Genomic DNA, 14,358 nt, shown 5'->3' with positions numbered 1-14,358 from the left:
GCCGCAGTACCCCCAACCCGGACGAGGGTGAGGTGGTCTCGTGAAGCTGCGCGGACGAAGCGGTGCCACGAAGGGCAAGCGCTCCGGCCCGGTGCCCGTCGCGCCGACCTTCCCGCCCGGGAGCATGCTGCCGCGGGTGCTCGTGATCATGGTGGGCGCCGCGTCGGTGGTCATCACGCTGGCCGGCCTGCGGGCGATCGCGTTCATCGTCGGGCCCGTGTTCCTGGCGATGGTCATCGTGGTCACCGCGAGCCCCGTGCAGACCTGGCTGCAGCGCAAGGGCTGGCCGCGCTGGCTCACGACGGTCGCGCTGGTCGCGGTGGTCTACCTGGTGATCCTGAGCTTGGTGTTCGTGGTGATCGTGTCGCTGGCGCAGCTCGCGACGTTGCTACCAACCTACGCGGCGAAGGCCAGCGACCTGCTGCGGTCCGCCACCGACCAGCTCGCCCAGTTCGGTGTGGGACCGCAGCAGCTGCGGGATTTGGCGTCCTCGCTCGATCTCGGCAAGCTCGCGAACCTCGTCGGCTCTCTGCTCACAGGTGTCGGCGGCGTGCTCACCAACCTTGTGTTCCTGCTGGCGCTGCTGCTGTTCCTCAGCACCGAGGCCACCTGGGCCGACCAGCGGCTGGACGCCATCGACACCGACCGGCCGTGGCTCACCGCCGCGTTCCACCGCTTCGCCGAGGGCACCCGCAGCTACATCCTCGTGACCACCGTGTTCGGTTTCATCGTGGCGGTGCTCGACGGGGCCGCGCTGGCGATTCTCGGCGTCCCCGTGCCGATCCTGTGGGGGCTGCTGGCGTTCGTCACCAACTACATCCCGAATGTCGGATTCGTGATCGGCGTGATCCCGCCGGCGCTGCTGAGCCTGCTCGACGGCGGCTGGGAGAAGATGATCATCGTCGTGGTGGTCTACTGCGCGCTGAACTTCGTGGTGCAGTCGCTCATCCAGCCGCGGTTCGTGGGCGGCTCGGTCGGATTGTCGACGCTGGTGACAGTGCTCGCCCTGGTCTTCTGGTCGTGGCTGCTCGGCCCGCTGGGCGCGATCCTCGCCGTGCCCGCGACACTGCTGATCAAGGCGCTGTTCGTGGACATCGACCCGACGGCGGGCTCGGCCGACGCGCTCATCCGCATGATCGCCAAGCGCCCCGGCCGCCCGACGGCGGCCCGCGAAGAGACGGCCGAGGAGCCCGAAGCGCCGACGAAAACGCGGACGGACACCGGTGCGGACCCCGGGGAACCGGGGCCCGCACCCGCCTGAGCGCCCCGGTCAGATCTTCTGCATCTCCTTGCCGTGCACCGCGAGCGCGTAGATCACGAGCACGTCGACGGCGATGATGATGATCGACCACAGCGGGTACGCCGGCAGGAACGCGAGGTTCACGATCGCGCTCAGGCCCGCGAGGACGATGCCGGTGATCTGCGCCGCCCGGTTGCCCATGAAGACGCCGATGCCGACGACGATCAGGAGCGCGCCGAGCGCGAGGTGCACCCAGCCCCACGTGGTGTAGTTGACCGAGATGACGAGGCCCGTCTCGTCGACCACGAAGTACCGGGTGTTGAGCAGGGCGACCAGCCCTTCGATCACCTGGAACGCGCCCAGCAGCATCATCATGGTCGCGGCGAAGGCGACCCACCCGGTCCAGCCGCTCGGTATCGACTGGGAGTCCGGGGGACGGCCGGTGGTTCCGCCGGCCTCGGTGTGCGGCGCTCGTGCTCCCGTGTCGGTCATGGTGAGAGTCCTCTCGTGTCCGCGGGATCCGTGCCCGTGCCGGGCTTGCGGAAAGCGTCGGACTCCGGCGCGGGTCCGGCCTCATCTGTCGCGGATGAAGCCTCACGCGAGACCGTGTTCGCGGGCCACGAGCACTGCGTCGCGGCGGTTGGTCACGCCGAGCTTCACGTAGATCGCGCGCACGTGGGTCTTGACGGTGTTGACGGACACGGTCAGGTCCGCCGCGATCTCGTCGAGTGAGCGTTGTGACGGCAGCCGCTGCAGCACGACCTGCTCGCGCTCGGTAAGGCGGTCGTCCACGGGCGCGGGGTCGAAGCGGCGCAGGCGGTCGCGGACCGAGGCCGCGAAGCCGTCGAGCCGGCCGAAGCCGCCCGAGTGGTCCACGAGCAGGTGCCGCACGGCCGGGTCGGCCAGCGCGAACGGCCGCACGAAGTCACCGCCGATCGCCAGGCCCAGCGCGTGTTCCAGCGTCCGCAGCGCCTCGGTGCGGCGCCCGGCGCGCAGGGCGAGCGCGGCTTCGATGAGCTCGAGGTCGACGGGGGTGGTCGGCAGGATCGCCGCGCGGCGGGTGCGCACCGCGGCCGCCGCCTCGTCGGGCCGGCCGGCGGCGAGATGGGTCCACGCCTGCATCAGGTCCAGCTCACGCGTGTGGGGGAGGTGGTCGCGGGCCCACAGCAGCACTTCGTTGGCGTGCAGGGCTTCCCCGAGGAACACGGCCGCGTGGTGCTCCAGCACGGCGACGAGCGCGGCTGGGCCGGCGGCGAGCTCGCCGAGCTCGTGGCGGGCGCGGCGCATGGTCTCGAGCCCATCGCGGCGGTCCTCGCCGTCGAACTGCGCCGCGCCGTCGAGGAAGGCGCCCAGCGACGTCGCCGCGTCGCGCGCTTCGCGGGCGGCGGCCGCCGGATCGAGCCGCAGCAGGTGGTCGCACGCGAGCACGAGCCGGCAGACCGCCAGCCACGGCGAACGCGGCCAGCCGTGCCGGGTGGCGAGCTCGACGGCTTCCTGGCAGGCCGTGCGAGCCACGTCCTGGTTGCCGCCGAAGGCGCCGGCCACGGCGAGCGCCGCCAGGCCGTGGAGCACGAGGTAGTCCTGGCCGTCGCGGCGCGCGGTGCCGAGGGCGTCGCGGACGCGCGTGGCGGCGTCGCGCCACGCGCCGCGGTAGAGCGAGGACCACGCGCGGTCGAGGTCCGCCCAGGTGCCCGGCACGGTCGGTCGGGGCCCGTCGGGACAGCGGCCCTCGGCCAGTGCGTGGTGGCGGGCGAGCACGCGGTCGTCCGGCGGTTCGGTCGGATCGCCGCTCTGGACGGCGGCGAGCGTGCGGGCCGCGCGCAGGCCGGGATCGACGTCGTCACCCAGGTGCGCCAGGGTTTCCCGCACGGCGTGGTCGTCGCCGGCCAGCAGGCACGGGATGGCGTGGGCGTGCAGGAGCTTGACGATGCCGTCGCGGTCGAGGCCGGCGACGGCGTGTTCGAGGGCTTCGCCGATGCGGTCCTCGCTCGCGAACCAGCGCGCGGCGGTCGCGTGCAGCTCGCTCGCGAGGCCGGGGTAGCGCAGGTCGAGGTCGGCGCGCAGGTAGGAGCGCAGCAGCGGCTGCACGCGGTAGGAGGCGCTGGGGTCGTCGATGCGCGCGACGAGGAACGTGCGTCGCTCCAGCTCGGCAAGCACGGCACCGGCGTCCTCGCGCTCGGCCAGCTCGCGGGCCAGCGCGGCCGGCACGGCGTCGCACACGCTGATGCGGCGCAGCAGCTCGGGCGCCCCTTCCGGTAGGCGGGCGAGCACTTCGTCGGCCAGGAACCCCGCCACGGATCGGTCGTCGCCGTCGAGCTGGGTGAGGAAGGCGTCGACGTCTGCCCCGGTCCGCAGCGACACCGCGGCCCAGTGCACGGCCGCGGTCCAGCCCGCCGTGCGCTCGACCAGCCGGCGGATGTCGTCCTCGCCACAGCGCACGCCCGTGACCCGCAGCAGCTGGGTGGTTTCCGCGGTGGTGAAGCGGAGGTCGTCCGCGCCGACGCGGGCGAGGTCGCCCTGCACCCGTAGGCGGGCGAGCTGCAACCGGGGGTCGGCGCGCGCCGCGAGCGTGAGGCGCAGCCCGGCGGGCGGGGTGCGGATGAGCGCGGTCATGTCGTGCAGCAGGCCGGCGTCCACGATCTCCTGGAAGTCGTCGAGCACCAGGCACACCGGCGCGGGCAACGCGTCGAGGGCGTCGACCAGCTCGGCGAGGAAATCGGCGCGGCTGTCGCCTTCCGGTGCCGCGACGCCGTGCACCCGGCTGTCGGCGGGCACGGTTTTGTCGAGCGCGCAGAGGATCGCCGACCAGAAGCGGCGCGGGTCGTTGTCCTCCGCGTCGAGCGAGACCCACGCGACGGGGCGGGTCGTGGCCCACTCGGCCAGCAGCGCGGTCTTGCCGAAGCCGGCGGGCGCGCAGACGGCCGTGACGGGGCTGCCGGCGGCCGCGTCGAGGGCGTGGAGCAATCGTGGGCGCGTCACGAAATCCGGTGGCAGCAAGGGCATTGTCACCTTAGCGCCCGGCACCCGCCACCGGTTGGTCCCCGACCGGCCGGCTCCACCCATGCCTTTGACCGTAGGACGTCGCCGTGGCGAAGTAAGGGCCGAACGTCCCAACTAACTGTCCACGAGACCGCGCCGGACGGCCGAACGCACGGCCTCCCGTCGCGAGCCGACGCCGAGCTTGCGGTACAGAGCGCGGACGTGTGTTTTCACGGTGTTGGGCGACACCATGAGGTCTCCGGCGATCTCGTCGAGCGAGCGGACCGTCGGCAGGAGGCGCAGGACCGTCCGCTCACGCTCGGTCAGCGCGACGGCGTCGGGCTGCCTTCCGCGCACGGCGCGGGCCTGGCGCAGGTCGGTGGTGAAGCGGTGGCCGCCCGGCACGTCGAGCAACGCCAGGTCGAGCACCTCCGGAGCCGCGGTGACGAGCGGGCGCAGCACGCCCTGCCGTTCGGCCGGGCCGAGCGCCTTCGCGACGGCGCGCCGTGCGCGGACGTCCTCGCCGCAGCGCAGGGCGATCTCCGCTTCGAGTAGCCAGGCCGTGACCGGTGTCCACGCCAGCACCGGGTCGACCGCGCCGTCGAGCAGGGGGCGCAGCAGGTTGCGCGCGTGGCCGTCGCGGCCGAGCACGACCTGCGTGCTCGCGCGGACCAGGAGGATCTCGGCGGCCGAGGGGATCCGTTCGCGCGCCCAGGCCAGCACGTCACGGGCCGTTTCGCCGCGGCCGAGGCGCGTGGCGGCGTCGTGCTCGCACACGGCGGCGAGGGCGACGATGCCGTCGGGCAGGGGAGCGGGACCCTCGGCGACGCGAGCGTCGGTCATGCGGCGCAGCCCGGCCGAGCGTTGCCCGCCGTCGAAGCGCGCGGCTCCTTCGAGCGTCGCAGCCAGCAGCGTGAGGTCGCCGAGGCCGTCGGTCGTGGCGAGCACGCGCGAGGCGCGGTCGACCTCGGCCAGGCAGACGGAGGTGTCGGCACGAAGCAGCGCTCCGGAGGCCAGGATCAGCGAGGTTTTCGCGCCGGTGACGGTGTCGCGCCAGCCGTGGGTTTCGGCGAGCTCGTCGGCGTCGTGGGCGAGGGCGGCCATGGCGCGGAAGTCGCCCGTGGCCGCGGCGACGCCGGCCAGCGCGGTGAGGCATTGCTGTTCCAGGTGCCCGTGACCGTGCGCGCGGGCGAAGGCCAGCGTCGACTCCACGGGCCGGCGGGCCTCGACGGCGCGGCCCGAGGCGAGCAGCGCCTGGCCGGACTCCAGCAGTGTCATGGCGCTGAGCGCGGAACCCTGCTCGGCCACGGCGTCGATGTCGCCTGCGAGGGAGCCCGCGGCGTGGGCGAAACGGGAGTCGACGAGCCCGCGCAGCGCGTGCAGCTCGCGCGACGGCTCGCGGGGCCACGCGCGTTCGGCGAGCGTGACCTGGGCGCGCGCGGCACCGGGGCGGGCGGCGTCGAGGTGCTCGAGGGCGCCGGTGAGGGCGAGCCACGGATCGTCGCCGACCACGTCGTCGCTGAGCGCGGCGCGGGCCCGGCGCAGCACGTCGTGTTCGCCGGCGAGCAGCAGGTCGAGCGCGTGGCGGCGCAGGAGGTCCGCGACGAGCGCGGCGTCACCGGCCTCGAGTGCGTGCGAGACGGCGTCGCCGGCCTGGTGGCGCGCGCGCAGCCACTCGGCGGCGCGGCGGTGCAGCGCGGGCACCCGGCGGGGCGTGCGCAGCATGAGGTCGGCGAGCAGGTGGGCGCGCAGCAGCGTGTGCAGGCGGTAGATCCGGCGGCCGGCGCCGGTGCGGAACAGCATCGCCGTGCGGTGTTCCAGGTGCGCCAGCAGCTCGCCGGCATCGGAGCGATCGGAGAGCGCGGTGGCGAGCGAGGCGGAAACGCTTTCGCAGACGCTGATCTCGCGGAGGAACTGACGCTCCTCTTCGGACAGTGGCGCGAGGACCTCGTCGACGAGGTAGGCGCTCACCGTCGGATCGGTGCCGGTGAACTCCGCGCCGCCCCTGAGGGTCTCGGCCGCCAGGCGCAGCCCGCTCGCCCAGCCTTCCGTGCGCGCGACGAGCCGGTCGACCTGCTCGGGGCCAATCGGGACGCCCTCGGACGTGAGCAGTGCCGCGGCTTCGTCCGGTTGGAAGCGCAGGTGGTCGGAACGCAAGTCGGCGAGCCGGCCGGACAACCGCAGCCGAGCGAGGGGGAGCGGTGGGTCCCAGCGCGTCGACAGCACGAGCCGCAACCCGCGTGGGCGCAGGCGAAGCAGCTGTTCCACGTCGCGCAACGGTTCAGTCGCCACGAGCTCGTGCGCGTCGTCGAGCACGAAACGCAGCGGTTCGGGCAGGGTGTCGAGGGCGTCGACGAGGTCGGCCAGGAAACTCGGGCTGGCCGCGTCGAAGTCGTGCACGTCCGGCGCCGCCGGGGTGAGCGCATCGAGGAGGGCGGAGCGGAACCGGTACTGGTCGTTGTCTGCGGCGTCGAGTGAAAGCCAGGCCGCGGAACCGAGTCCGCCGCTGCGCAGCCATTCCGCGAGGACCAAGGTCTTGCCGGATCCCGCGGGCGCGCACACCATCATGGCGGCTTCCGGCGCGGCTCGATCGAGCGCGTTCAGCAGCCGCTGCCGGGACACGTACCCGTCCGGCAGCTCGGGCACAGTCCTCTTGCGCCGCGGCACGCGCGGCTTTTCGTTGTGGGACACCCTCTTCTCCCTCCGGTCCCGCAGTTACCCACTGTCGCACGCCTGCGGCCCGAACACGAGCTCATCCAGCACGGGCGAGGACGCCCACCCGTGCACGCGCGACCGTTGCGGCGAGGGGCGCTCGAAGGGCCAGACGGGAGGCTCAGGTGTCGGAGTCCAGCTACGTGTTCCGCGTTTCGGGCCGCCTGTCCGAGCGCGCCGCCGACGCCGTCGTCGACTTCGGCGAGCTGGAAGTCGCCGCCGCCCCACCGGAAACGATCATCTACTGCCACGTCACCGACGAGGAACGCCTGCACCGGTTGCTGAGCCTGTTCCGCGTCCTGGGGCTCGACGTCGTTTCCATGCACCAAGTCCCGTGATTTTCCCCGGGGCGCGGCTTTTTCAGCGGCGTCGATGTTCGGGTGAGTTTCGCGGGCCCAGCTGACATCCAGTGGTGGAGCGGCGACGTACCGGTTCCGCTTCTCCCGAAGGCAATTTCGGCATGTCGGGTAGAAGAATCGCGGCGGGCTTTGCGCGGCCGTCGTCCGCCGCGCTCGCGAAAGCCGCCGAAGCCGAGTACGTCATGGACGGTAACGGCGGTTGCACGGTCACGCACAGTCTCGCCTAGGCTGCGTTCTCCGCGCGGTTCTCCACGCGGCCGAGGCGACAGCCGCCGCGGCAGCTCGTCCACGAGAGTCGCATCCAGCCGCCCGGAGCCCGCCTCAAGTTCCGCACCACGACCCCGCGGCGGGCACCACCAGCACGTCCCGTCAGTGCCGCGCCAGGAACCCCCAGCGATCCCGGCGGCCAACGCGTCCACCAGCGCCCGGCGAACCAGCCACGGCCTCGGCGGACGTCGCCGCGGCGCCCATTGCCCAACCTTCCAGGGCCCGGCCGTGGCGGCGACGTCCTTGCCACCTGGACGACGCGTCCCGCTCCACGGGACAACTACAACCTGATCTGACTACTCGGCCGGTCCCCCCCGGGGCCCTGTGATATTTTGGATCGAACTGGGGCTCATGTGCTTATGCAAACCGAGTGTCAGTGAGGGGCCGGTAGCTCAGTTGGTTAGAGCAGGGGACTCATAATCCCTTGGCCGTCGGTTCGAGCCCGACCCGGCCCACTCTTCAAGCTTGCATTGTGGCTCTGGCCTGCATGAACGTGGCAATTAGTTGATCTTGGCAGGCCTCTTGGCGAAGTGTCAACAACTAGCGCAGCGCTGGGAGTCCAAGGGATCATGCGGGTACGACACATCTCATGATCGCCGCAGTGGCACCCGGGGAGGTGCTGGACCTCGAGATGCATCGGTCCGCGGAGACTGGACAGCGCATCTGAGGGCCGAGAACCGCGCTGACCCCACGATCGATGCGTACCTCGGCAACGTCGTCATGCCGGTGAACCACCTCGACGACGAGAACAAATCGATGCCGGCCCCCAACGTCGACCGGCGAGAACTCAGCGCTACTGCGAATATTTGCGGGTACGTCCGAACTTTCGCACCGGGGAGTCACTCTGGCTCGACGACGTCGAAGACATCATCGAGATCTCGCCCTTCTGCAAAATGGAAGTGCCCGCCGGCGATCTTGCGTGACCACGGATTGAAGGCGCTGCTGGCGACGACAGTGGGCAAGTCGTTCGTGCAGCTTCGTGATCGCGCGATCATGTTCGAGCTCTGTTCGATGGGGGCCTCGGGCAAGGGGCGTCGTGCACGTCCTGTCCGTTAAACCCCGCCGTGGGGGAGGCGTTGCGTCGTTACTTCCGCCGCTGAACGAGTGGGGGATCAGGGCGATGCTCGATCGCCGTGTCGAGGAGGTCGGGATCGCCCGTATGTTCCCACACCTGTGTCGCCACGCCTGGACTCACCGCAACAAGGTGGCAGGAATGAGCGACGAGGACATGATGAGGACAGCGGGATGGCGCAGCAGGCAGATGATCGAACGCTACGTGGCCCTCAGCCGCTGACGAACGCGCACAAGCTGCCCATCACAGGGGTTGAACCTGGCGTCGGGACTGCTCTGGCAGAGGGCTTGCTGGTTACCGGGCTGGTCGGGTTAAGTCTGGTCTGGCAGCTCGCGGTCACTTGTCGCTCCGGGAGTCGCGTCGACGGTTCTTCGAGTTTCGGTAAGCCAGCTGCTGGAAATACCCGGCTTTGGCGGCCTCGGCTCCGGCCCGCCAGCCGAACACATCACGTACATGTTTTTCGCGTGCGGCTACACCGCGATCTGCGCCAGCGGCATCGTGCTCCTCTGACCCAACCTCGTGCGGCCGGCGTCGCTCGCTCGAACGTGAGCGTCGCCGGCGGCGGCAAGGCGTCGTCCCGGCAGGTGGGCGGGCCAGCAGGTTCCGGTTCGCCGAGCGCACCGAAGACGTCGCCGAAATGCAGTAAACTCCTTCGGCACCAGATCTGCGCCCAGTGGTAAGTCTCGCCGGACCCGAACCGCGGTCTCGGCCCATCGCGATCAGCGTCCTCGGCATGTCCTGAGCTCGCCGTTGTTCGTCATCGATACCCGCGAAGGAGAGGGGAACATGTTCACCAACGCCGACGAGATCCTGAGCTTCGTCGCCGACGAGGACGTCCGGTTCATCGACGTCCAGTTCTGCGACCTGCCCGGCATCATGCAGCACTTCACCGTTCCGGCGGCCTCCTTCGACGCGGACTCCTTCACCGACGGGCTCGCCTTCGACGGCTCCTCGGTCCGCGGGTTCCAGTCCATTCACGAGTCGGACATGCTGTTGCTTCCCGACCCGGTCACCGCCCGCGTCGACCCGTTCCGCGTCCAGAAGACGCTCGCCATGAACTTCTTCGTGCACGACCCGTTCACTCGTGAGGCGTACAGCCGCGACCCGCGCAACATCGCCCGCAAGGCCGAGCAGTACCTCGCTGAATCCAGCATCGCGGACCGTGCGTTCTTCGGGCCGGAGGCCGAGTTCTACATCTTCGACTCCGTCCGGTTCGACTCCGCGGAGAACGGCGCCTTCCACGAGGTCGACTCGATCGAGGGCTGGTGGAACACCGGTGCCGACGAACCCGGCGGGAACCAGGGTTACAAAACCCCTTACAAGGGCGGCTACTTCCCGGTCCCACCACGTGATCACTTCGCCGACCTGCGCGATGAGATCGTGCGCAATCTGGCCGGCGTCGGAATCGAGGTCGAGAAGGCCCACCACGAGGTCGGCAGCGGCGGCCAAGCCGAGGTCAACTACAAGTTCAACACTCTCCTGCACGCCGCCGACGACCTGCAGCTGTTCAAGTTCATCGTGAAGAACACTGCCTGGGCGACCGGCAAGACTGTCACTTTCATGCCCAAACCGCTCTTCGGCGACAACGGTTCCGGCATGCACTGCCACCAATCCCTGTGGGATGAGAACGGGCCCCTGTTCTACGACGAGACCGGTTACGGCGGCCTTTCCGACATCGGGCGCCATTACGTCGGCGGCATTCTGCACCACGCGCCGAGCCTGCTGGCTTTCACCAATCCGACGGTGAATTCCTACCACCGCCTCGTCCCGGGTTACGAGGCGCCGATCAACCTCGTGTACTCCCAGCGCAACCGCTCCGCCTGCGTCCGCATCCCGATCACCGGCAGCAGTCCCCAGGCCAAACGCATCGAGTTCCGCTGCCCCGACTCCTCCGGCAACCCCTACCTCGCGTTCGCCGCGATGGTGATGGCCGGGCTCGACGGGATCCGCAACAAGATCGAGCCGGCGGCCCCGATCGACAAGGACCTCTACGAACTCCCGCCCGAGGAAGCTCGTGATGTCGCCCAGGTTCCCGGCTCGCTGGAGGCGGTGATCGACCGGTTGGAAACCGACCACGAGTTCCTCCTCAAAGGTGACGTGTTCACCCCGGATGTGATCGAGACGTGGGTCGAATTCAAGCGGGAGCACGAAATCGACCCGTTGCGGTTGCGCCCGCACCCGTACGAATTCGCTTTGTACTACGACGTGTGAGGGGTGACGAAGCTGACGACCCGCGGCCGCTGGGCAACCGCGTGCTGGAGGTGAGCTCGGCGGTCGGTGAGTGAGGTGCGTCCTCGATCCACCTCGAGCACCGCCGCACGGCCTGGTCTTGAGTGAACGTCGGGCGTAGCGTCGCCCTGTGGTGCGGGTCCGGCGCGGCAGCGCCGCTGCCGCCGGTACCGATCGTGCCCGCTGATCGGAGGCCGCGATGACCTTTCCCGAGGACTACCTGCATCCCGTGGGCCGCGGCGCGGTCTTCATCGAACACCAGCACCGGCACCCGCGGGTCGACAAGTCCGCGTACATCGCCCCGACAGCCGTGCTGTGCGGGGATGTCACCGTCGGCCCGCACAGCCGGATCCTCTTCGGCGCCGTACTCACCGCAGAGGGCCGGCCCGTCGAGATCGGCGCCCACTGTGTGATCATGGAACACGCCGTGCTGCGCGGTTCCCGGCGCCATTCGGTTCGGCTCGGCGATCACGTCCTGGTCGGGCCCAACGCCCACCTCAGTGGGTGTGTCATCGACGGCGATGCGCGAATCGCGACCGGAGCGATGATCTACAACGGCGCCCGCATCGGGTCTGGCGCCGATGTCGAGTTCGGGGCCGTGGTGCACGTGAACACCGTGGTACCGCCGGGAACGGCGGTGCCGATCGGCTGGTTCGCCGGGGGTGATCCGGTGCAGCTGGTCCCACCGCAGCAGTGGGATCGCATCGCCGCGGTGATGGAACCGCTCAACTACCCGGGCACCGTCTTCGGTGTGACGGAGGCGCCGAGTGAGCCGGTGATGACCCGGATCGCGCAACGCTACGCCCGGGCGCTCGCCCTGCACCGCTACGACGAGAACGTCACCCCGGAACTGCTCGACGAGGCCGACCGCGAGCGGAGGGACCGGGTGTGACCCCTCGCGGCCGGCGTCCGGGCCGCCGTGGGGCTGCCGCTCGGACGCCGAGGGTGACACGGTCGCCTGCCGCTCAGCTGCCTGACGTCTCGGCTGACGGGGTCTTCGCCACCAGCGCACGCCGGACGAGCCGGTTTGCGGACATCGCAGGTTCCCTGCCTGCCCCGTTACGCGGACGCGAAGGCCTACCTTGCGAATTTCGGGCAGGCCCCGTAGCACGTGGTCGAGTCGTCAGGTGCCGACGTTCTGGTCCTGGGCCCAACCACGACCGAGGGTCCACCGGTGCCGAAGGCATCGACCTGCCAGAAGTCCGATCCTGGCCCCGGCGTCGTGTTTCTCCGGACCAAGACGGAACGCTCTGCGTCACGCTCAACGTCCAGCAACCCGTGGAGAACTACCTGCTTCCTGTGTGGTCGGCACCGGAAGCACCCGACGTCGTCTACAAACAGTCGGACGAGCGCGGACAGGAATGCCGGGCAGCACGGAGGTCGCGACAGTCTACGGCGCGGGCACGGCGACGAACTTGCAATCCCGACATGCCCCGCAGTCCATCGCATTGTTCGCAGTCGCGCTGGTCTTGTTGGGGCTGGCGTGGAACTTCATGCTCTTCTCCGGCGCAGCTCCGATCATTGAAACCGTTCCACTTGAAACTGGGGCGAAGACTCAAGGCATGGTCGATCGCGATCGCCGGTGCCGCGGCTGGTTTGACCTCCGGGGTCGTCGTTGCGCTCGCGGCTTCCCCGTGTTCGCGCTCGACGGCGGCATTATTGCGCCCGCCATCTTGCCCGCAATCGTCCTCACGGCACGCATAGCGACCATGTAGATCAGGTTGTCGATGGGGTCGACGAGGTCGGCGTCGGAAAATGCGCCGGGCGCGTACCGGAAGGTGCAGGCCAGTGTGACCGTCATCAGCGCGGCGGTGAAGAGCTGCAGCTGCAGGTGATTACACCGGACTTCGAAGAACACCAGGATGGCCGCGAAGGTCGCGGTGATGGTGAGGGCGAGCCAGAGCGCGTCGAAGGAAAGCCCCAGTGAGCAGGTGCGCGCGGCCCCACGGCCAACTTGTACAGACAGCGGCACGAAGGGTGGCTTCATCAAGAAACAGCAGCCACTCCGCGTGCCTGCATGGCCGGGCCCCTCTGCGGATGGAGGCGAAGAGGGGCACGGCCGGGGAGCCGCCCTTCGGCAAGAGACCTCACACCAGGTCGAAGGTGTCGGGGTCCGGCCCGGTGCGCAGGCCACGGTCGAGGGACGACAGGCTCGCCACCTCGGTGTCGGTGAGGGTGAAGCCGAAGACGTCGAAGTTCTCGGCCACGCGTGAGGGTGTGACGGATTTCGGGATCACCACGTTGCCCAGTTGCAGGTGCCACCGCAGCACCACTTGGGCGGGCGTGCGCCTGTGCCGTGCGGCCACGTCGGTGACGACGGATTCGCCCAGGAGGTCGCCGCCCTTGGCGAGAGGGCTCCAGGCTTCGGTGACGATGCCGTGGTCGGCGTGGAAGGCACGCAGTTCCTGCTGGACGAGGTAGGGGTGCAGCTCGATCTGGTTCACGGCCGGCACCACGCTGCCCTCGTCGAGCACGCGGCGCAGGTGCGACGGCTGGAAGTTGGACACGCCGATGGCGCGCACACGACCGTCGGCGTAGAGCTTCTCCAGTGCCTTCCACGTGTCGATGTACTTGTCGCGCGCGGGCAGCGGCCAGTGGATGAGGTAGAGGTCGAGCCGGTCGAGCCCCAGGGCCGCGATGCTGGCGTCGAAGGCGCGCAGCGTCTGGTCGTAGCCCTGGTCGCTGTTCCACAGTTTGGTGGTGATGAACAGCTCGTCGGCCGCGATGCCCGACTCGGCGAGCGCCTCGCCGACGGCCGCTTCGTTTCCGTACGCGGTGGCGGTGTCGATGCTGCGGTAGCCGGCGTCGAGCGCGGTTTTCACCGCGGCCTTCGTCTCGGCGGGCGGCACCTGGAAGACGCCGAAGCCGAGCTGCGGCATCTCCACGCCGTTGTTCAACTTGGTGACAGGAACGCTGGTCAACTCACAAACCCTTCTGTACGAACGAAAAAACTCGTGGAACAATCGAATTCGCGACCCCACCGGCGACGCGCAGGGCACCGCCGGTGGTCGCGGCGGCGTGGTCGGAGGCAACGTAGGTGCCGCACGATCAACTTTCGGAGTTGTGTTCCTCCTCCGCCTTCTCCTCGACCACAACAGCGTCATGGAAGCTGCGTAGTTCCGCCTCGTAGACTTCACGTTCTGGCACGTCATCGCAGTCGGGGTCGACGCTGTTGACGACCTCGGCAAGTTCGAGGTCGACCAGTTCGTGGAGTTCGTGGATCGTGGACCTGGGCTGCTCGTCCATCGCTCCTCCTGAGCGTCATTGGGGTGTCGTTTGACCCTCGGCCACTCGGGTCGCGGGTTGGGTGGATTCGTGAACCTGGAGCGCTGTCCAATCCGGCCTGGTTTGTGCTTTGTTGAGACGCTTGTGGTTCCAGCGGTCAAGTTCCGCCGCGGCCTTATAAGAGCGTGTCTTACGTGGTGATCGGTCGCTCGTGAGCGATGATCTTGACTATGGTGGATCGGTTGTCGCTGCGGCTGGTGCCGGATGAGCTCTGG

General features: G+C 69.5%; 11 protein-coding genes and 1 tRNA gene. 5 read left to right on the top strand and 7 right to left on the bottom strand.

The features are described from left to right. Positions 1-40 precede the first annotated feature (40 nt). Entirely contained in the window at positions 41-1,261 is a 1,221-nt protein-coding gene (locus AB0F91_RS35865; protein ID WP_360604948.1) for an AI-2E family transporter, read from the top strand. 9 nt (positions 1,262-1,270) lie between these two features. On the opposite strand, the gene AB0F91_RS35860 is transcribed toward AB0F91_RS35865, so the two are convergent. From AB0F91_RS35860 to AB0F91_RS35850, 3 genes are all read right to left on the bottom strand, one after another. Next, the gene (locus AB0F91_RS35860; protein WP_360604946.1) at positions 1,271-1,732 is read right to left on the bottom strand and encodes a hypothetical protein; all 462 of its coding nucleotides are present in this window, start codon (positions 1,730-1,732) and stop codon (positions 1,271-1,273) included. A 102-nt stretch (positions 1,733-1,834) separates the two neighbouring features. Next, entirely contained in the window at positions 1,835-4,243 is a 2,409-nt protein-coding gene (locus AB0F91_RS35855) for a LuxR C-terminal-related transcriptional regulator (RefSeq protein ID WP_360604944.1), read from the bottom strand. Between the two features lie 111 nt (positions 4,244-4,354). Next, entirely contained in the window at positions 4,355-6,910 is a 2,556-nt protein-coding gene (locus AB0F91_RS35850) for a LuxR C-terminal-related transcriptional regulator (protein WP_360604942.1), read from the bottom strand. Positions 6,911-7,056: 146 nt separating this feature from the next. Here AB0F91_RS35850 and AB0F91_RS35845 point away from each other — a divergent pair, with 146 nt between their 5' ends. Beyond that, a complete protein-coding gene (locus AB0F91_RS35845) occupies positions 7,057-7,269 on the top strand; it encodes a hypothetical protein (protein WP_360604940.1) in 213 nt (70 codons plus the stop codon). 669 nt (positions 7,270-7,938) lie between these two features. Next, positions 7,939-8,012: transfer RNA gene (locus AB0F91_RS35840), tRNA-Ile, on the top strand. A 384-nt stretch (positions 8,013-8,396) separates the two neighbouring features. Here AB0F91_RS35840 and AB0F91_RS35835 read toward each other — a convergent pair. Next, the gene (locus tag AB0F91_RS35835) at positions 8,397-8,585 is read right to left on the bottom strand and encodes a hypothetical protein (RefSeq protein ID WP_360604938.1); all 189 of its coding nucleotides are present in this window, start codon (positions 8,583-8,585) and stop codon (positions 8,397-8,399) included. 830 nt (positions 8,586-9,415) lie between these two features. Here AB0F91_RS35835 and glnA point away from each other — a divergent pair. Together glnA and AB0F91_RS35825 are read left to right on the top strand one after the other, a co-directional pair. Then, on the top strand, positions 9,416-10,840 hold the full coding sequence (gene glnA, locus AB0F91_RS35830) for a type I glutamate--ammonia ligase (RefSeq protein ID WP_360604936.1): 1,425 nt from the start codon (positions 9,416-9,418) through the stop codon (positions 10,838-10,840). A gap of 217 nt (positions 10,841-11,057) precedes the next feature. After that, a complete protein-coding gene (locus AB0F91_RS35825) occupies positions 11,058-11,750 on the top strand; it encodes a gamma carbonic anhydrase family protein (RefSeq protein WP_360604934.1) in 693 nt (230 codons plus the stop codon). A gap of 663 nt (positions 11,751-12,413) precedes the next feature. Here the strand turns inward: AB0F91_RS35825 and AB0F91_RS35820 are convergent. The 3 genes from AB0F91_RS35820 to AB0F91_RS35810 all read right to left on the bottom strand — a co-directional run bounded on the left by AB0F91_RS35820 (position 12,414) and on the right by AB0F91_RS35810 (position 14,104). Continuing rightward, positions 12,414-12,845 carry a hypothetical protein gene (locus AB0F91_RS35820; protein ID WP_360604932.1) on the bottom strand — a complete coding sequence of 144 codons (432 nt, stop codon included), beginning with the start codon at positions 12,843-12,845 and terminating at the stop codon, positions 12,414-12,416. A gap of 100 nt (positions 12,846-12,945) precedes the next feature. After that, entirely contained in the window at positions 12,946-13,779 is an 834-nt protein-coding gene (locus AB0F91_RS35815) for an aldo/keto reductase (RefSeq protein ID WP_360604930.1), read from the bottom strand. Between the two features lie 127 nt (positions 13,780-13,906). Then, positions 13,907-14,104, bottom strand: coding sequence for a hypothetical protein (locus AB0F91_RS35810; protein WP_360604928.1), 198 nt, complete (start codon positions 14,102-14,104; stop codon positions 13,907-13,909). Between the last annotated feature and the right edge of the window lie 254 nt (positions 14,105-14,358).

Source organism: Amycolatopsis sp. NPDC023774 (genome assembly GCF_040639695.1).
In the GTDB taxonomy this organism is placed as follows: Bacteria; Actinomycetota; Actinomycetes; order Mycobacteriales; family Pseudonocardiaceae; genus Amycolatopsis.
Note: the sequence above shows the minus strand (reverse complement) of the source record. Positions and strands in the feature narration are given on the sequence as shown.

Coding starts and splice junctions, on each gene's coding strand:
- AB0F91_RS35860 (WP_360604946.1), bottom strand. CDS start 1,732: ATGACCGACACGGGAGCACGAGCGCCGCACACCGAGGCCGGCGGAACC.
- AB0F91_RS35855 (WP_360604944.1), bottom strand. CDS start 4,243: ATGCCCTTGCTGCCACCGGATTTCGTGACGCGCCCACGATTGCTCCAC.
- glnA (WP_360604936.1), top strand. CDS start 9,416: ATGTTCACCAACGCCGACGAGATCCTGAGCTTCGTCGCCGACGAGGAC.
- AB0F91_RS35825 (WP_360604934.1), top strand. CDS start 11,058: ATGACCTTTCCCGAGGACTACCTGCATCCCGTGGGCCGCGGCGCGGTC.
- AB0F91_RS35820 (WP_360604932.1), bottom strand. CDS start 12,845: ATGAAGCCACCCTTCGTGCCGCTGTCTGTACAAGTTGGCCGTGGGGCC.
- AB0F91_RS35810 (WP_360604928.1), bottom strand. CDS start 14,104: ATGGACGAGCAGCCCAGGTCCACGATCCACGAACTCCACGAACTGGTC.